At 44.7% G+C, this 19,353-nt stretch carries 14 protein-coding genes; 9 read left to right on the top strand and 5 right to left on the bottom strand.

Annotated elements, in window-relative coordinates; all coding sequences use genetic code 11:
* Positions 1–23 precede the first annotated feature (23 nt).
* Positions 24–1,199 carry a cell wall hydrolase gene (locus tag G636_RS0103660; RefSeq protein ID WP_035778700.1) on the top strand — a complete coding sequence of 392 codons (1,176 nt, stop codon included), beginning with the start codon at positions 24–26 and terminating at the stop codon, positions 1,197–1,199.
* Here the strand turns inward: G636_RS0103660 and G636_RS0103655 are convergent.
* Entirely contained in the window at positions 1,193–1,699 is a 507-nt protein-coding gene (locus G636_RS0103655; RefSeq protein ID WP_026506920.1) for a DUF402 domain-containing protein, read from the bottom strand. The genes G636_RS0103660 and G636_RS0103655 overlap by 7 nt on opposite strands.
* Positions 1,700–1,815: 116 nt before the next feature.
* Between G636_RS0103655 and G636_RS0103650 the strand changes: the two genes are divergently transcribed.
* Positions 1,816–4,356 (top strand): hypothetical protein, encoded by a 2,541-nt coding sequence (locus G636_RS0103650; protein WP_026506919.1) that lies wholly within the window; start codon positions 1,816–1,818, stop codon positions 4,354–4,356.
* 90 nt (positions 4,357–4,446) lie between these two features.
* Here the strand turns inward: G636_RS0103650 and G636_RS0103645 are convergent, their stop codons facing one another.
* The 4 genes from G636_RS0103645 to murC form a co-directional block, all read right to left on the bottom strand.
* Positions 4,447–5,655 carry a ribose-phosphate pyrophosphokinase gene (locus tag G636_RS0103645; protein ID WP_026506918.1) on the bottom strand — a complete coding sequence of 403 codons (1,209 nt, stop codon included), beginning with the start codon at positions 5,653–5,655 and terminating at the stop codon, positions 4,447–4,449.
* A gap of 29 nt (positions 5,656–5,684) precedes the next feature.
* A complete protein-coding gene (locus G636_RS0103640) occupies positions 5,685–6,644 on the bottom strand; it encodes an ATP-binding protein (RefSeq protein WP_026506917.1) in 960 nt (319 codons plus the stop codon).
* A gap of 18 nt (positions 6,645–6,662) precedes the next feature.
* Positions 6,663–7,676 (bottom strand): DnaD domain protein, encoded by a 1,014-nt coding sequence (locus G636_RS0103635; RefSeq protein WP_051226469.1) that lies wholly within the window; start codon positions 7,674–7,676, stop codon positions 6,663–6,665.
* A gap of 260 nt (positions 7,677–7,936) precedes the next feature.
* On the bottom strand, positions 7,937–9,322 hold the full coding sequence (gene murC, locus G636_RS0103630; protein ID WP_026506915.1) for a UDP-N-acetylmuramate--L-alanine ligase: 1,386 nt from the start codon (positions 9,320–9,322) through the stop codon (positions 7,937–7,939).
* Positions 9,323–9,508: 186 nt separating this feature from the next.
* Here murC and G636_RS0103625 point away from each other — a divergent pair, with 186 nt between their 5' ends.
* The 7 genes from G636_RS0103625 to mfd all read left to right on the top strand — a co-directional run bounded on the left by G636_RS0103625 (position 9,509) and on the right by mfd (position 19,174).
* Complete coding sequence (locus G636_RS0103625) at positions 9,509–10,783, top strand: glucose-1-phosphate adenylyltransferase (protein ID WP_026506914.1); 1,275 nt, start codon at positions 9,509–9,511, stop codon at positions 10,781–10,783.
* Complete coding sequence (gene glgD, locus G636_RS0103620; protein ID WP_026506913.1) at positions 10,780–11,898, top strand: glucose-1-phosphate adenylyltransferase subunit GlgD; 1,119 nt, start codon at positions 10,780–10,782, stop codon at positions 11,896–11,898. Before G636_RS0103625 ends, glgD begins: the two co-directional genes overlap by 4 nt.
* Positions 11,899–11,930: 32 nt before the next feature.
* A complete protein-coding gene (gene spoVG, locus G636_RS17185; protein ID WP_081668247.1) occupies positions 11,931–12,278 on the top strand; it encodes a septation regulator SpoVG in 348 nt (115 codons plus the stop codon).
* An 88-nt stretch (positions 12,279–12,366) separates the two neighbouring features.
* A complete protein-coding gene (locus G636_RS0103610) occupies positions 12,367–14,463 on the top strand; it encodes a TaqI-like C-terminal specificity domain-containing protein (RefSeq protein ID WP_026506912.1) in 2,097 nt (698 codons plus the stop codon).
* Positions 14,460–14,927: a GAF domain-containing protein gene (locus tag G636_RS0103605; protein ID WP_026506911.1), complete on the top strand. Its 468-nt coding sequence runs from the start codon at positions 14,460–14,462 to the stop codon at positions 14,925–14,927. Before G636_RS0103610 ends, G636_RS0103605 begins: the two co-directional genes overlap by 4 nt.
* 64 nt (positions 14,928–14,991) lie before the next feature.
* Positions 14,992–15,573: an aminoacyl-tRNA hydrolase gene (gene pth / locus G636_RS0103600; RefSeq protein ID WP_026506910.1), complete on the top strand. Its 582-nt coding sequence runs from the start codon at positions 14,992–14,994 to the stop codon at positions 15,571–15,573.
* A 7-nt stretch (positions 15,574–15,580) separates the two neighbouring features.
* Positions 15,581–19,174: a transcription-repair coupling factor gene (gene mfd, locus G636_RS0103595; protein ID WP_026506909.1), complete on the top strand. Its 3,594-nt coding sequence runs from the start codon at positions 15,581–15,583 to the stop codon at positions 19,172–19,174.
* Positions 19,175–19,353: the final 179 nt, after the last annotated feature.

Raw genomic sequence — 19,353 nt, 5'->3', positions numbered from 1 at the left:
TTAATGACCATGCAGGAAAGAAAATGAATAGAAGACCTAAGATAAGGAAGGCGGCTGCTATTGCAGCTGCCCTTTCCCTGCTGGCATTTGCTGCATCTGACAATACAGTGCAGGTCCTCGCTACGCAGAAAACAAGGCAGGAACTTGAAGATGCAAAAAATGAGAGGGAGCAGCTTAAGGACGAACTGGAGAACAAAAAGGAAGATATCAATAACCTGAGTAATACGAAGTCAGGACTGGAAGGGCAGCTTAGTAACCTCAATGATCAGCTGCAATCAGTCAGTGATACTCTTGCTATTATTGAATCCAATATCAAGGATAAAGAGTCTGAGATCCAGGAAACGCAGGAGAATCTTCAAAAGGCGAAGGAGATTGAAAGAGCGCAGTATGCGGCTATGAAGAAGAGGATTCGCTTTATTTATGAATCTCAATCTTTTGATCTCTTTGAAATGCTGATCGGAGCTGACAGCTTCGGGGATTTTCTTAATAACAGTGAATATATTGCCAGACTGTCTGCCTATGACAGAAAACAGCTGGTTTCATACGGAACAACAGTTTCATATATAACTCAGGAGGAGGCCAAGCTTCAGTCAGAGCACGCCGAGCTGGAAGAATACCAGGCCAGCAAGCAGGCTGAGCAGTCTAAAGTATCAGGGATGGTATCCTCTACAAGATCATCAATTTCAAGCTATAGCACACAGATAGATACGGCTACTCTTGAAGCACAGGCCAAGGAAAATGAGATAGCTCAGAAAGATGAAGATATAAAGGCCCTGCAGGCCAAGCTTGAAGAAGAGATAAGGTTATCCAAGCTGGCAGCGGCCTCCAAATGGAGAGATATTTCAGAAGTAAGCTTTGCAGATGGGGACAGGACTCTTCTGGCCAACCTTATCTATTGCGAAGCTGGCGGTGAACCATATGAAGGACAGCTGGCGGTAGGCTCCGTTGTCATCAACAGAGTCTTGTCCAGTGTATATCCTGATACGTTAGTGGGTGTGGTATATCAGCCCCATCAGTTTTCTCCTGTGGGAAGCGGCAGACTTGCTATCGCTCTGGCTGAGGACAAAGCCACAAAAAGCTGCTATCAGGCAGCCGATCAGGCTATGAGCGGCATTACCAATGTGGGTAATTGTGTATATTTCAGGACACCGATCCCCGGACTTACAGGAACTCAGATAGGCGGACATATCTTCTACTGATCAGAGTTCTTTCCTTTCTCAGCGGCGATAGCTTCTTCAATGGGCCTGGCAAGAACGTTGATACCTTTTTTGCGCAGCATTCTAAGTAGAGAATCAAGGCATACCAGGCAGTGGATAGTCTGCTTCTTGCTGATCAGGTCATCCTCTATGGCTTTTGCAAGCTCATCCAGATCCATTACACGCATGCTGTTATCAGGAAAAATAATAACATCTGCGAGAAGATCCACCACAGTGAGACTGTCTTTGGATGCAGACCATTCATAAGATACTATATCGAAATACCATCTGGAAAAAGAACCGTCTTCTTTGAGAAATTTGCTGAGCTTTATGCCTTCATGGAGATAATAGCAGGAATAGCCCTTGGACAGATAGCTTTTGCTGGAGAATGCTTTCCAGGAAGTGATGATATGATCATCATTGCAGCACAAGATACGATCGTCTTTAAGAGCTATGCATTCGCTTGGAATAAGTCTTTTACGATAAAGAGCCGGAGCGTTCATGGCACCCCCTCTACTCTGAATGAATGATAGATGATTAAATTATAAAAAGTTTAATCCAAATCAGTGAAAAATGCAAGATATGAGCGTCGGCTAACCCCTAAGGATGGGCCAAAGATATGAAAAAAACTATCATAAAGATCATATATGTAATAGTAGTATTTATCAGCAGTCTGATAATAATCAATAAATTATCCAATCAGCCCAAAACAGACAGAACAGGTCAGATGAGTGAAGCCAGTCTGCCCACAGTATCCATGCTGGATGAGAATCAGAGGATAGGAACTCTCTATGGCTATACAAGGGAGATGAATCCACAGACGCTGAGAGGGAATGTATTTCCCGCTGGTGCCGGAAGAGAAATGAAATTCGTAATGGATCTCTACGGACAGACAGCAGACAATCTTAGGTTTGAGGTCAGAAGCCCAAAGGGTAACTCATTGGTTGAGAGTACTCAAATAGAGGATTATCAGAAGATTGGTGATTCAATAAGCTGTTCTATTCAGGTCAAGGATCTGATCGAAGCGGGCAGGGAATATATGCTGGTCATTATTGCCGATGTTGGGGACAGACCTGTTAGATGGTATAGCAGGTTTGTATGGACCCAGGACGATGATAGGTACTATTTCAGAGAGAAGCTTGATTTTGTCAGGAAATTTTCAGAGATGACCTTTGACAAGAACCATTCATCTGACCTTGCAGTATATATGGAGCCCAATTCCGAAGGTGATAATACGACTCTTGCCAAGGTGGATATCCATTCATCCATATCCCAGCTGACCTGGGGGAATCTTAATGTCACAGCACATACTGAGCCTGAGATCTATACACTGGACCTCCACGACCAGACAGCTAATATTCTTTTAAAGTATCAGGTGACAGTGAACCAGGATGAGCATTTCAATATAGAAGAGTATTTCAGGATAAGGTATACCAGTGACAGAATCTATCTCCTTGGTTATGAGAGAAGTATGGATCATGCTCTTTTTGCTGAAGATTCTGATTATTCCCAGGGACAGCTCTTTCTGAGCATAACTGATCCAAATAAGATACGTCTCAAAGAATCAAACGGCGGATCTGCGGTAGCCTTTGTGGTACAGGACAGGCTTTTTGCGCTGAATATGGCTGACAGTAGGCTGGCATATCTCTTTGGCTTCTATGACAAGGATCACACAGACAAGAGATATACTTTGCAAAATAATGAAATAGAGATCCTGAATGTGGATGAAGGCGGTAATGTGCTCTTTAGCGTAGCGGGGTATATGAACAGAGGTATCCATGAGGGAATGGTGGGAGTAGATGTGTACAGGTACGATTCTGCTACCAATACTGTTGAAGAGCTGGTATTTGTTCCTTCGGATATGGGCGAAGAGCTGGTAATGGCTTCTGCCAGATGCCTGACGGCAGCAGGCAGCGGCAACAGCTTCTATACTCTCATTGGTACGGACCTCTATTCCATAGATCTGCTGGACAGGACTTATGAATCAGTGGTAAGCGGGATGCTCTCCAGCAATTATGAAATATCCTCATCAGGCGAAACAATCGCCTGGCAGGATTTTGCTGAAGATAGCGGCAGGAAACGCATACAGATCATGAATCTGGGAAGCCAGAAGATCAGCTATGTGGATGCAGATGAAGGGGAGATGGTGATCCTGCTTGGCTATATGCAGGATGATCTGGTATATGGCGTTGTCAGACAAAGTGATGTGATAAATGATCATATGGGCAATCCTGTATATGCCATGTATTCGATCAGGATAAGAGATGAAGAGGGACACATACTGGAAGATTATAAGCCTGATCCTTTGTATGTGACTTCTGCGGAAATGGGCGATAATCAGGTGATGCTGGAGAGATGCTCCAAAAACGAAGAAAGCGGATACTATGAACCTGCTCTTCCGGATCAGATAATGAGCACCCTGGAAGAGGAAAGCGGAAGTAACTTTGTAAAGACTGTGGCCATGGATGATTATGAGACTGCTGCAGTGATATTCTTTAAAAGCGAGGTTAAGGGGATAAAGTATCAGAATCCTTCACAGATCATCTATGAGGGAAGCCGCGAGGTGGATGTAAAGGATGATATCTCTTCCGCATATAATTATCTGGTTTACGATAAGGGTAAAGTGGAACTTATTACACCGGACTTTGCCAAGGCTCTTGACCTGGCTTATGACAGGAGAGGAGTGATCGTGGATACAGAAGGCTCCTATATCTGGTATCTGGGTGATCAACAGCTTCGTAATCAGAATATGTCTATTACCAGAGATGTGGAAAAAGAAGACTTTTCATCAGAGGATTCAACCCAGGTTTGCCTGCGTGTGATGCTGGAATATGAAGGTATCAATGCTAATGTTAAGCAGCTCATGGAAAACGGAATGACAGCGGAAGAGATACTGGAGAGAAATCTTCCGGGAGCAAGAGTTCTACCTGCAGATGGATGCGAACTGGAAGCTATGATCTATTTTGCAGATAAGGATATTCCGGTACTGGCCCGAAAAAGTGATGGCTCATCAGTCCTGATAATAGGATATAATCAGCAGAATATAGTACTGTTTGATCCTTCCAAGCCTTCGGATAATGTATTCAAAGCAGGGCGAAAGGATACGGCATCTATGTTATCTTCGGCCGGTAATCATTTTACAACTTATATCAGAAATTAATTAGAACGGGCAGCAGCCTTGCGTTATGCATAAGCCGCTGCCCGGTTTTACTTTTGTGCGAAAGATATAAAGTGACCTTTGGATGCTCTATCAGTTCTTAAGTGTAGCATACTCCTCAAGCTCTCCGGCATTGTAGCGGGAGATGATGGAGTGAATCCTCTCTACAGGATTAAGAAGATCACTGATGGATGCATCGTGGTTAAGGGTATCTATGATATAAGCAATATACTTACTCATATCACAGCTGATGTACCATTCTCTGGACAGAAGTTCAGGAGTCTGGTAGATCAGGTTAGTGGTAAATATACGGTCGATTACTCCCTTCTCATAAGCTTCGTCAAACTTGTCAAGGCCGGATGTAAAGAGACCAAATGTTGAGAATACGTAGATTCTCTTAGCCTTACGATCCTTCAGTTCACGAGCAACATCAAGCATGCTCTCGCCTGAAGAGATCATATCGTCAATGATGATAACTGTCTTGCCTTCCACAGAAGATCCAAGGAACTCATGTGAAAGAATAGGATTGCGTCCGTCAACAACCTGTGTATAGTCGCGGCGCTTATAAAACATGCCTACATCCAGGCCAAGTACGCTTGCCAGATATATAGCACGGCCCATGCCTCCCTCATCCGGGCTTATTACCATCATGTGATCCGAATCGATCTGCATGCCGCTTACATTTCTAAGCAGGGCTTTGATGAACTGATATGTGGTACGTACGGTCTCGAATCCGCTAAGGGGTATAGCGTTCTGTACTCTGGGATCGTGAGCATCAAAGGTAATGATATTATCAACACCCATGCCTGTAAGCTCCTGAAGAGCAATAGCACAGTCGAGGGATTCACGTCCGTTTCTCTTGTGCTGACGGGACTCATACAGGAAAGGCATGATGACAGTGATCCTACGTGCCTTACCACCTATAGCTGCGATTATTCTCTTGAGATCCTGATAATGATCGTCAGGAGACATATGGTTCTCTCTGCCAAAAAGTTTGTACGTTAGACTGTAATTTACTACGTCGACCAATATGAAGATGTCATCCCCGCGGACAGTAGTCCTTATGACACCTTTGCCTTCACCGGTTCCGAATCTGGGCAGGTCACAGTCCAGCAAATAGGATGGACGCTCATAGCCTGAAAAAGCGAGACTCCCCTTGTGCTCGTTTTCACGCTCGGCTCTCCATTTAACAAGATAATAGTCCACCTGTTCGGCCAGTTTCCTGACACCCTTAAGAGGTATCACACCCAGTGAACCGACGGGAATGGTCGTCAGATCTCGTTTCTCTTCTCTCTTTGGCATTTGAAAAAACCTCACTTTCAATTTCGTAGTTATGTCCTTGCCTTCTGCAGCCTGATATCCTGACCCGAGAGCCTCAGCAATTGGAAGTGGCTCACCAGTCTGGAAAAAATCCTGTCCTGATACCTGTTTTGTATATCGGATAAAGACAGATTTGTGGAAATAATGCTTGCCCTTCTGCGCAGATCCCTTTCATTGAGGATGGTAAAGAGCTGAGAGTTAACAAAGCGGCTTTCAAGCTCTGTGCCCAGATCATCAATGATCAGAAGTTCACAGTTAAAAAGGCATTCACTCAGACTTTCCATGGCTGCCTTGGAATTGTAGTCAAAGGCCAGGTCGGACAGTTGTCTGAATAAATCAGCAGCGCTGTAATAGACTACTGAAATACCTCTGTCCAGGAGTTCTTTGGCAATGCAAATGGACAAAAATGATTTGCCGACACCTACTGTACCATAGAAGAAAAGATTTTGGTAGTCTTCTCCAAAATTTTTTATAAACGATTGTGAGATTTTTTCAGCTGCCTGAAAATGTTTTAGGTCCTCACCTCCATAATAGCCTTCCGACAAAAGCGAAAAGTTGTTCTGCTGAGTCAACAGTTCCAGATTGGATTTCTCATAGAGAAGTGAGATCATCTTCTGCTGAAAGCAGTGACATTTTTCATTGCCTATGTATCCCGTGTCTTTGCAGTCGGGACATTCATAGACCGGCATCAGATAGTCTGACGGCAAGCCTGCTTCCTCGAGAAGGGACCTTCTGGCTGCAGCATTACTCGCGAGTTTTTTCCTAAGGACTTCCTTGCCCCGGTCTGCACCCCTAAGCCTCTCTATCTCAAATTCAACCGAGATGGTAGAAACTGCATCTTCCAGTTCCTTGTATCCCGGGATATGAGCGTAAACATACTCCCGCCGCTTGTCATTCTCGCGGCGGCTGTTAAACTGCCTTATCTCGTACTCATGCATTATCTGGTCGTATTGTGAATTACTAAGTGCCACTTTCGTGCTCCGATCGCTTTAGTTTTTTACAAGCTCTTTTTCAAGCTGTTCGAAATCATAGCTGTTCTGCATAAAATCGCTGCGACCCATGCTGCGGGTGTTTCTGCTCCTGCCACAATTTCCGGCTTTTTTGTGATCATCGTCAAGCTTTTTAACATCTTCAAGGCTTGTGACCTTGGAATCATACCAGGACCTGAGTATACGGTCAGCATACTGAAGTCTGTTCTTCTGAGTTGAAAGAACGGTTCTCTCACATGCTTCTCCGATTATATCCATTGAGAATCCCATTTCGCCTGTCCACTTGCTGATAAATGCTGCTTCTGCAGGAGCGGGAGTGGAATTCATTCCCAGCTGTCTCATTACAGCATATACGCTGGAATCATAGTGCATTACATATGATACAGCTTCCGCAACTGTGGTTATATTATTTGAGTGCCATTCAAGGGCTACCTTTTCTACAAATTTAAAGCTTTTCTTGCTGCTCTTGTCGTGCTCTGCGCAGTACTGGAGCAGATAATCCTCAAGCTCTGCGGAGAAGCCCAGTTCATCTTTGATGTAATAGAGCTTGTCTGCATCATCCTTGGATAAGAGTCTCTGATAATACTGCTCTGCCAGGAATACCAGCTGGCTGTTTTCTTTTTCTTCTGCTGCTGTGCTGGTCCTGCGTGCTCCCCTTGCTCTGGCTGTCTGGAAATTAACAGGCGCGGAAGCTGTTCTTACTACAGGCTCCTGGGGCATATCTTCAAGCCTGACGCTGATCATCTGACCGTTTTCGTCATATTCAAGTCCGATCAGGCCTTTCTTTTCCCAATATTTGAGAGCTCTCATGATATCCTTTTCGGTATCATTGAAGCGGTCTGCTATATCTGAGATGCTGGTAGGCGCTCCTGCCTGCAGCATACGGAGGAGATATAAATATACCTTTATCTGTGAATCGTTTGCATCGGGCATGTACTGATCAATGAAAATGTTAGTGACGCTTGTCATGCCCCCTGTTGTCATAGTATTACTTAAAGTGACTTTCCCCATCATGTCTTTTTTCCTCCCCTTCCTCACGAACAATTCAGATTATAGCATTGGGTATTTTGGAATAAAATGGACATAACGACGATTTGAAAGTGATAGAGAGGATACAGTTAACTTTTGCTCAATCCATGTGGAAATGGTGGATAGTGTGGAGAAAAAAATGAACCCGTTATATTATTGGCTTTTGAAGGCAAAAATATAACGGGTGAAACTTGGGGAAAAAATATGGTATAACTCCACAGCTTTTTGTGGATAAAGTGGACAAGTTACTTGCCCAGGAGGTGATCCCCGATTTTATATACATCTCCGGCACCCATCGTTATCAACAGGTCACCCTTAGTGCAATTTTTCAAAAGAAATTTTTCAATCTCATCAAAACTTGGAGCATAGTGGCAGGAATGGCCCAAACTCTCGATCCTTGCCTTAAGAGTCCTGGATGAGATGCCCAGATCGTCGGTTTCTCTTGCTGCGTAGATATCTGCCAGGACTATTTCATCTGCCAGGCACAGGGCATTGGCAAATTCATCCATAAGAGCCTGGGTCCTGGTATAGGTATGGGGCTGGAATACTACCCAGAGCTTGTTCTTGTTGCAGGCTGATGCTGCAGCGAGGGTGGCTCTGATCTCTGTGGGGTGATGGGCATAATCGTCCACGATGGTCAGTCCGTCAACCTCTCCCTTGTACTGGAAGCGTCTGTTGGTGCCTTCGAAGGCGCCAAGTCCCTGAGATACATATTCTTCCTGTCCGCACAGGTCAGCTGCTGCGGCAGCAGCAAGGGCGTTTAGTATATTGTGCCTTCCTGGAACCTTCAGAGTGACCCTTCTGTCAGCATGCCCCTTGGCATGTATGGTAAAGCTGGGAATGGCCATATCGTTGTAGCTGATATTATCTGCATAATAATCTGATGCAGTATCCAGGCCAAAGGTCACTATATTGCAGGTAAGACCATCTGTTATCTCATCAAGGTCTTCTATGTCCTTTCCTATTATGAGTGTGCCGTCGTCAGGCAGGAGCCCCGCAAATTTCCTGAAGGAGTTCCTGATGTCCTGCAGATCCTTGAAGAAATCAAGATGATCGGCATCTATATCCAGTATGATGGATATCTTTGGAAAGAAGGAAAGGAAGCTGTTGGTATATTCACATGCCTCTGCAACAAATAGAGGGCTGTGTCCTATCCTGGTATTACCACCTATTGAACTTAATATGCCTCCTATGGACAATGTAGGATCGGCATCCGCCTCCAGGAGTATCTGGGAGAGCATAGAAGAAGTGGTAGTCTTGCCGTGGGTACCTGCAACAGCAACAGGAATAGGAAACTCTTTCATGATCCTTCCAAGGAGCTCAGCCCTTGTCATCATATTAAGTCCCATTTCCAGTGCTTTTTGGTACTCCGGATTATCGGTGTGTACAGCTGCGGTATATACAAAATAGTCTATAGAAGAAACTGCGGTGAGGTTATCCGCGCTCTGACCGATGAATACTCTGATTCCTTCCTCTATAAGCTTGTCGGTGACTTCGGAGCTTCTTGAATCCGAACCGTATACCTTAAAGCCTCTGCTGGATAAGATCATGGCCAGTCCGCTCATGGAAATGCCGCCTATACCACAGAAATAAACGCTTCCGGGATTGGAAAAAGAAATTTCTTTATTCATCATTTTTGCCTTTCTTATAGTTAAAACTTCTTATTTAAATGTAAAACTCTTATATATCTGACAAAGATAATCATAAGTCTGAATAGTGCTGATGTCAAAGAACAATTAATGTGTTATAATTCATATGGAAACGCCATATTTTTCCATCTATCAGAGTATTTCAGACAACAATAGCGAGGTGGCAACATGATTAAAAAAGAAATGATAGCCATGCTGCTGGCGGGCGGTCAGGGATCAAGACTTGGCGTTCTGACGGCCAGAATGGCGAAACCGGCTGTTTCTTTTGGGGGTAAATATCGTATCATTGATTTTCCTCTCAGCAATTGTATCAATTCGGGTATTGATACAGTCGGCGTACTCACGCAGTACAGACCTTTGAAGTTGAATTCCCACATTGGCATAGGTATTTCCTGGGACCTCGACAGAAATGTCGGAGGTGTATCTGTTTTGCCTCCATATGAGAAGAGCGGCAACAGTGAGTGGTACACAGGAACTGCCAATGCTATCTATCAGAACATGGAATATATGGAGAGTTATCATCCTGATTATGTTCTGATCCTTTCAGGTGACCATATATACAAGATGGATTATGAGACCATGTTGGATTTCCACAAGGCCAACAATGCAGATGTCACTATCGCTGTTATGCCTGTGCCCATTGAAGAGGCCAGCAGATTCGGTATCATGATCACGGATGATCAGAATCAGATCATTGATTTTGAAGAGAAGCCTGAGAATCCCCGTTCCAACCTGGCGTCCATGGGTATCTATATATTCAGCTGGGAAGCACTTAAGGAAGCTCTGATCACTAACAGAGACCAGTCGGGGCTTGATTTTGGTAAGCACATCATTCCTTATTGCCATAATAAGGGACAAAAGCTTTGTGCTTATGAGTTTGATTCCTATTGGAAGGATGTAGGTACACTGACTTCCTATTGGGAAGCTAACATGGAACTGATCGATATAGTTCCGGAGTTTAATCTTTATGAAGAATATTGGAAGATCTACACCAAGAATGAGATACAGCCTCCCCAGTACCTAGGACCCGACAGTAGTGTTGAGAGGAGTATCATAGGTGAAGGATCTGAAGTATACGGTGAAGTATACAACTCTGTGATAGGTTCAGGTGTCGTTATAGGCAAGGGAACGGTAGTGAGCCATTCCATCATCATGAACGGCAGTGTGATCGGCCAGGACTGCAACATCGATAAAGCTATTATTGATGAGGAATGCAGGATTGGCAGCGGTGTTACACTTGGCTCCGGTGATGAGGTTCCCAACGATACAAGGTCTGATATCTACAGAGATGGACTAGTAACAATAGGTGAGAGATCGGTGATCCCTGATAATGTCAGCGTGGGCAAGAATGTAATGATCAATGGACCTACCACTGTCAAGGATTATCCGGGCGGAAGGCTGGAGAGTGGCAAAACTCTTGATAAGGTAGGTGATGAGACTTGAGAGCTATCGGAATTATACTTGCAGGCGGTAACAGTAATAAGATGGGCGAGCTCTCAGAGAAGAGGGCGGTATGTGCTATGCCCATAGCCGGTCATTATCGAAGTATCGACTTTGCACTTTCCAATATGTCAAACTCTCATGTGCAGACAGTGGGCGTTATCACACAGTACAATGCAGGAAGTCTCAACCAGCACCTGTCTTCATCCAAATGGTGGGACTTTGGTCGTAAGCAGGGCGGCATGTTTATTTTTACCCCAACCCAGACAGCTAATAATTCTCGCTGGTACAGGGGAACTGCAGATGCCATCGGCCAGAATCTGGACTTCTTAAAGAGATGCCATGAACCTTATGTGATCATCACATCAGGTGACCTGGTATACAAGATGGATTACAACAAGCTCCTGGAATATCACATCTCTAAGCAGGCAGATGTGACTGTTGTTTGTAAGGACATGCCTTCGGATGTAAATACCGACAGGTTTGGTACCATCAGGATGAATGAAGAGAGCAGGATAGAGGAGTTTGAGGAAAAGCCTGTTGTGGCCAAATCACATACAGTATCCTGCGGAATATATGTCATCCGACGCAGGCAGCTGATCGAACTCATCGAGAAGGCAGAAAGCGAAGAAAGGTTTGATTTTGTAAGAGATATCCTTGTGAGATATAAGGATATGAAGAGGATATACGGATATAAGATAAAGGACTACTGGGCTAACATTGCTACTATAGAAGATTATTACAAGACCAACATGGATTTCTTAAAGCCTGAGGTCAGAGATTATTTCTTCTCCGAATATCCGAATATCTGCACCAAGGTCATAGACCTGCCGCCGGCAAAATACAATGTCGGGGTCAAGGTGAAGAACAGCCTGATATCCAGTGGCTGCATCATTAACGGAACAGTAGAGGATTCGCTGATATTCAAAGAATCCTTTGTTGGGAATAACTGCTATATAAAGAACTCCATTATCCTTAACGACGTATACATTGGTGACAATACTCACATTGAGAACTGCATAGTGGAAAGCCACGGTACCATCCAGGCCAACTCCTATTGCAAGGGTGAAGATGGTATCAAGGTCATCGTTGAGAATAATGAAAGGTACGTCATCTAGTATCAGTAATAACGCCTAGAGGGGGCTACAAAATGAAAATTACAGATGTTCGCGTGCGTAAGGTATTAAAGCAGGGCAAGATGAAGGCAGTTGTATCGATCACACTTGATAATGAATTTGTGGTTCATGATATCAAGGTCATTGAGGGAGATAAGGGACTCTTTATAGCGATGCCTTCAAAGAAATCAACAGATGGTGAGTACAGAGATATTGCTCATCCCATCAATTCAGAGACCAGGCAGGCTATTCAGAAGCTGATCCTGGATGCCTATGAGAAGGCTGCTGCTGCAGAAGATGCAGCAGAAGAGACCACTGACCAGACTGCGGCTGCAGAGCCTGCTCCTGTTGGAGAAGGTGAGGTGCCATCTTTCCTGGCGTAAATGTGCGTCTGTAACGTACCCCGAGGCAATGCAGATTCCTGCAAGGCTTCGGGGTATTTTCATAAATTGGGTTAAGGGTCATAGTTAAATGAAGGAAGATCTAAAGGACAAGGTCCTGAGCCTTAAAGAGCTGTGTGAGATGATATCCATCTCAACAGCTACAGGTAATAACTGGTTAAAGCTTGATAAGATGCGTGCGGATCATTATGTTAAGGGAAGGCCGGTTTTTACTTATGAGCATGCATTGTTGATACAAAAAGAGCTCTCATCTGACAAGGGTACCAGGCTAAAGTCCAGAAGAAACAAGAATTATATAAAGGGTAGGCTGACCTACAGATCATATTTGCCTGAGGGTCTGGAAGAGGGCTTTTTGCAAAGCCTTGAAAAAGAGCTGGAAGACTTTCAGGGAAATGTGATATATGCTCTTGCTGATGCATGCGTAAATATCTTTGGCAGCAGGCTGGGCCTGGGGGATGGGCTTAATCTTAGTGACTATCGTACCAGGCCCAAGGTCCTGGGAATATATTCTGCTCTGATAGAAGATCTTTTGCAGCTGCAGGATGGGCATGAAGCTATCAGAGATAACAAGGACAGAGAAATCGGCGAAGCTGTCTTAGGGGGAAACTGCGGCTTTGGCGGTTGGAATATGAGCTTTCCTTATATAGAAGGGGCGGATATCCCGGGCTTCCTCTATATGTCTCTTAGAAATGTGGGCAGCAGGAAGGCTAAGGGAGCTTATTATACTCCTGCAGATGTGGCAGGAAAGCTCATAGAAGGACTGGATATTGATAATCGCGGTATGGGAAAAGTGCTGGACCCATGCTGCGGTAGTGGCAATTTCCTCATAAGGCTGCCAAAGGGCTATTCTCCCGATATGATAAGAGCCTGTGATATAGACCCTGTGAGCATCGCGCTGTGCAGGATCAATCTGGCGCTAAGGTATCTTCCGGATGACCTTGGCCCATTGTATGACAATATCAGGCAGATGGATTATATAAATGATCCGGGATCTGCTGACTATTTTGATGATATTAAATATATTATTGGTAATCCACCTTGGGGATATTCATATAGTAAAAAAGAAAAGGATATATTGCGGGATAATTATAGCTGCGTTAAAGGCAGTACTGCCGAGTCATATGATATATTCCTGGAGGCATCACTTAAGAGGATGAGGGAAGGATGTTTGCTATCCTTTGTCCTTCCGGAGGCTGTGTTATATGTAAATGCCCATGAGGCTATCAGAGAATATATCCTTAGTGAGGGCAGGGTCACAGCTCTTAGCTACCTGGGGGATATATTCAGTAAGGTCCAGTGTCCCTGCGTGATAATGACTATCAGGAAAGGTCATGAAACACAGGCACTTAAGGGAGCTGCAAAGGAGGATGATACGGCGGAGACCTTTGAAGCTGCCTGCGGCACCCATGTGAGCAAAAAAGATGAGAGCTACCTGGTCTGCAGAGAGCTTGATAAGAAATCCTTTAATCTTCATACAAGAGATGATGAAGACAGGATCCTGGGTAAGATGAGGGCTTGCCCCTGCGAGTATCTTGAAGGCAAGGCGGACTTTGCACTTGGTATCGTTACAGGCAATAATGCAGGCTATGTACGTAAAGATCCCGCTCCCGGCTTTGAAAGAGTGCTAAGGGGAAGGGATATATACAGATTTAGCATCAGTGCTGATACAAGCTATATAAAATATGAGCGGGGGCTCTTTCAGCAGACAGCCCCCGAAGAATATTACAGGGCGGGAGAAAAGCTCCTCTACAGATTTATTGCCAAAAATCTGGTCTTTGCATATGATAACAATATGACTTTATCCCTGAACAGCTGTAACATCCTTTTGCCAAGGATAGAAGGGATGAGTATACGTTATATATGTGCAGTGCTCAATAGCGAAATGGCAGAGTTCTATTACGAAAAAAGTTATAGGGCACTTAAGGTGCTCCGGTCGCAGATAGAAGCTATTCCCATTCCTATAGCAGCGCCTGATATCCAGCATAGGCTTGAAATGATGGCAAGTCAGCTAGGGGAGGCTGATCCTTCTTTGGCAGCCTGCATATATGATGAAATGAATCAATTGATCGCGGAGCTCTACGGCCTTGATGAGGCCGAGCTTGGCTTTATCAGGGAGAGGATAGATCAGGATCCTCTCTCGCTGATGGGCAAGAAAGGATTGTTATGACAACAGATTATGAACTTATGACAATGCAGCTTAGAGAATTTGCCAAAGAGGAAAGTGATTTTCTACCTCTTTTATCCAATGCAAGCGCGCTTATAATGGCAAGCATGGACAGGCTTAACTGGGCTGGCTTCTATCTAATAAAGGATGGCGCGCTGATACTGGGACCCTTTCAGGGTAAGCCTGCATGTATCAGGATAGCAGTAGGAAGGGGCGTATGCGGCACTGCCTTTGATAAGGATGAGACCTTAAGGGTGGAAAACGTCCATGAATTCAAGGGACATATTGCCTGTGACAGTGCATCCAATTCAGAGATAGTGATACCTCTTCATCATGACGGCAAACTGGTAGGAGTGATGGATATTGACAGCCCTGAGCTTTCAAGATTTTCTATTGAAGACCAGAAGGGACTTGAAGCTTTTGCGGCAGTTCTTGATGAAATGGCGGACTATTCAAGCTATGTTTAAATCTATTATTTTGCTGCCTTTTTTCCGAAAAAAGGATAGGCAGATCGATATTAAGGAGAATGAAGTGGTAATCATCGCAGGTCTCGGCAATCCCGAGAAAAAGTACAACGGAACAAGACATAATGCAGGCTTTGCAGCTATAGATGCTCTGTGCGACAAGTATGGTATAGAACTGAGTCATACTGGCTTTAAGGCTGCATATGGCACAGGAAGGATAGGGGATCACAAGGTAATACTCATGAAGCCCCTGACATATATGAACCTCAGCGGTGAGGCCATAGGCCCCATCTGCCACTATTACAAGATCAGTCCGGAGAATGATCTAATAGTCATATCCGATGATATAGATCAGGAACCGGGCAATATCAGGATCAGGCCCAAGGGAAGCGCCGGAGGGCATAATGGTCTTAAGTCCATAATCGCCTGCTGTGGTACGGATGCTTTTACCAGAATACGAGTGGGAGTAGGTAGAAAGCCTGAAGGGATGGACCTTGCAGATCATGTTCTTGGGAGATTTGACCCTGATGATGCTGCAGAAGTCAGAGAAGCTATAGAAAATGTGGCAGAAGCTGTGAAGGTGATCCTTGATGAAGGCACAGATGCTGCCATGAGCAGATTTAACAGGAAAAAGAAACAGGAGAGCTGATCACAGGATGCGAGCAATAGAAGCGCCATTGCAGGAACTGCCTGCATTTAACAAGCTGAATAAATACCTGGATAATCCTCTGGCCTGCGCTGAGGTTGTAGGCTGCTCGGATTCTCAAAAGCTCCATTTGATAAGCGGACTGGGAAAAGAGGTCCGTTTCCGCATTATAGTGACGGAGTCCGATCTGAAGGTCAGGGAGATCTATGAGGGCTATAAATTCTATGACAAGAATGTGTCGGTATATCCTGCCAGAGATCTGATATTTTATCAGGCTGATGTCCACTCCAATGACCTGACCAGGGAGAGGATAAAGACCCTGCGCCGCCTCATAGAGAGAAAGCCTGTTACTGTTGTTACCACCTTTGCGGCTCTTATGAGTCCTCAGATCCCCATAGATATCATCAGAAAGAATATCCTGTATATTGATAAGCGTCATCCTCTTGATCTTAAGGAGGCATCTGCTGCGTTGGTAAGGATGGGATATGAGAAATGCTATCAGGTTGAAGGTCCTGGCCAGTTCTCTGTGAGGGGAGATATTCTGGACGTATTTGACCTTACCGAGGAGAATCCATACAGGATAGAGCTCTTTGGAGATGATGTGGAATCTATCAGAGCCTTTGATATCATGACCCAGAGATCTCTGGAGAAGCTGGAGTCTATTGAGGTATATCCTGCTACGGAGCTTATCCTCACAGATGATGAGCTTTATGAAGGCTTTGAGAAGATCGATGCTGAAGCTGATAAGAGGGCCCATGAGCTTCGTGCAGAGTTTAAGACTGAGGAAGCAGCAAGACTTGGCAAATATATAAAAGAAAAAAAGGACGAGGCTCTTGAATTCCATGATATGTCCGGCATGGACTCTTTTTTGCGCTATTTTGTCAAAGAGCCGGTGACCTTCCTGGGCCTCTTTGAAAAAGGACAGACCATGATCTTTATAGATGAGCCCGCCCATGTGCAGGCTTCGGCTGAGGCTGTATTCCAGGAATTTGCCCAAAGCATGGAAAACAGGGCTGCACAGGGCTATATACTTCCCGGGCAGATGGATCTGCTCTTTGGCGAAGAAGAGGTAATAGCCAGGATGGGCAGCATCAGAAGGGTTCTTCTTGAGACCATACCCATGCCTGCGGCGCAGAATCATTATGATCCCGGGGAAAGCTTTGAGATACATGCACAGACCATAGCACCTTATAATAATTCTTTTGACCTTCTTGTAAAGGACCTTAAAAGCTATAAGAAGAGAGGCTACAGAGTGCTGATACTCTCGGGCTCAAGGACAAGGGCCAAGAGAATAGTAGAGGATCTTAGAGACAATGATATAGTAGCCTCTTTTTCGGAGAATCCCGGTAAAGTCCTTGAAGAAGGGGAGATCATGACCTATTACGGCAGGATCCTCAAGGGCTTTGAGTATCCCGAGATAAGGTTTGCTGTGATCGCAGAGAGCGATATCTTTACAGAGCACAAAAAGAAAAAGAAGAGAAAAAAATCAGGTCTGTCAGGAGAAGCAATCTCTTCTATGGCAGATCTCCATCCCGGAGATTATGTGGTACATGAAAGTCATGGCCTTGGCATATACAGGGGCATAGAGAAGATAGAGTCCGATCATGTGATCAAGGACTATGTCAAAGTGGAATACGCAGATGGAGGCAACCTTTACGTCCTGGCAACGGGCTTCGACGTCCTTCAAAAGTATGCTTCGGGAGCTTCCGATGAAGAAAAGGAGCATAAGCCAAAGCTCAACAAGCTGGGAGGAAGCGACTGGGCAAGGACCAGGAATAAGGTCAAGAAAGCTGTTGAAGAGGTGGCTGATGACCTTGTAGAGCTCTATGCGAAGAGACAGGAGACAAAAGGATATGCCTTTGGCAAGGATACTGTCTGGCAGCAGGAGTTTGAGGATGCCTTCCCTTATGATGAGACCGAGGATCAAGAGACAGCTATAGCTGATACCAAGGCTGATATGGAGTCCGATAAGATCATGGACAGACTGGTATGCGGAGATGTGGGCTTTGGCAAAACAGAGATAGCCATAAGAGCTGCCTTTAAGGCTGTCCAGGAGAATAAGCAGGTAGCAGTCCTGGTGCCCACGACCATTCTGGCTCAGCAGCACTACAATACCTTCAGTGAGAGAATGAAAGACTTCCCTGTAAGAGTGGATCTCCTCTCGCGTTTCAGGAGCAGCAGAGAACAAAAAAAGACCCTGGAAGATCTAAGAAAAGGCTTTGTGGATATCATAATAGGTACCCACAGGCTGTTATCAAAGGATGTGAAATACAAGGATCTGGGCCTTCTCGTAGTAGACGAAGAGCAGAGATTCGGTGTGACCCATAAAGAAAAGATTAAGAAGATCAGAGAAAATGTAGATGTACTGACTCTCTCTGCTACTCCTATTCCCAGGACCCTTCACATGAGCCTGGTGGGAATCAGGGATATGAGCGTATTGGAAGAAGCGCCGGGAGAGAGAAGACCTATCCAGACCTTTGTCTGTGAATACAATGAAGAAATGGTCAGAGAGGCCGTTGTCAGGGAACTAAACAGAAAAGGTCAGGTTTATTATGTCTATAACAGAGTAAATGATATAGCTGATGTTGCAGGCAGGCTCCGGAAGCTGGTACCTGAAGCAAATGTGGCTTTTGCCCACGGCCAGATGGCAGAGCAGGAGCTGGAAAAGATCATGTACGACTTTATAGACGGGGAGATCGATGTGCTGGTATCCACTACTATCATAGAGACCGGCCTGGATATACCAAATGTCAATACCATCATCATCTCAGATTCTGATCGTATGGGGCTGTCCCAGCTCTATCAGCTAAGGGGACGAGTGGGAAGATCCAACAGATCGGCCTATGCCTTCCTTATGTATAAGAAAAACCGCATGCTCAAAGAGGATGCGGAGAAGAGACTCTCTGCCATAAGGGAATTTACAGATCTGGGCAGCGGATTTAAGATCGCAATGAGGGACCTGGAGATCAGAGGCGCAGGCTCTCTTCTTGGCAGGAAACAGTCAGGGCATATGATGGCAGTGGGCTATGATATGTACTGCAAGCTCCTCTCAGAAGCTGTTGCCAGGAAGAAGGGTATTGCTGGTGACTACGAGGAAGACTTTGATACATCAGTAGATCTGGATATAGATGCTTATATACCTTCTGAATATATTCTCAATGAAGAGCAAAAGCTGGAGATATACAAGAGAATAGCAGAGGTAGAGAACATCGGCGAAGCAGACGATATGAGAGACGAGCTCAGGGACAGGTTTGGAGACCTTCCGGAATCTGTTGATAACCTGGTGCGTGCAGCTCTTATAAGGCGCTCTGCCCACAGATTGTATATGAGAGAAGTAAAGGGCGGCGATGGAGAGATATGCTTTGAGGTGCTCAGAGGTGCCAAGTACAAGTCCGACAATATCCCCAAGCTTATAAACTACTATAAAGGTGCTCTTGCCTTTAAGGCAACCGGCAGGATACTCTTCATATATAAATATAAAAAGAATGATGCAATTGCTGAAGAAAAGAGGCAGCTCCTTGAGAATACAGAAAATCTCCTTGCAAATATGGAGAAAGCGCTGCTGAAAAGCCGTGATAAATCAGGATCAGCAAATAACAAATAACAGGCCATAGCGTTTTAATAAAGCAAAAAATAAACGTAATTACGATGAGTGCAAAAGTATCGTAATTACGTTTATTTTGTTGCTGAGATACATTAAAAAGAAGATTTGATTAACAATCAATATAGTTTATTAAAGTGGTGTGACGCAGTGTTTGCAAGGCTTGTAATAGAATGGACATT

Source organism: Butyrivibrio sp. MC2013 (genome assembly GCF_000424585.1).
In the GTDB taxonomy this organism is placed as follows: Bacteria; Bacillota; Clostridia; order Lachnospirales; family Lachnospiraceae; genus Butyrivibrio.
The sequence above is the reverse complement of the archived record's forward strand: the minus strand, read 5'-3'. Positions and strand labels throughout refer to the sequence as shown.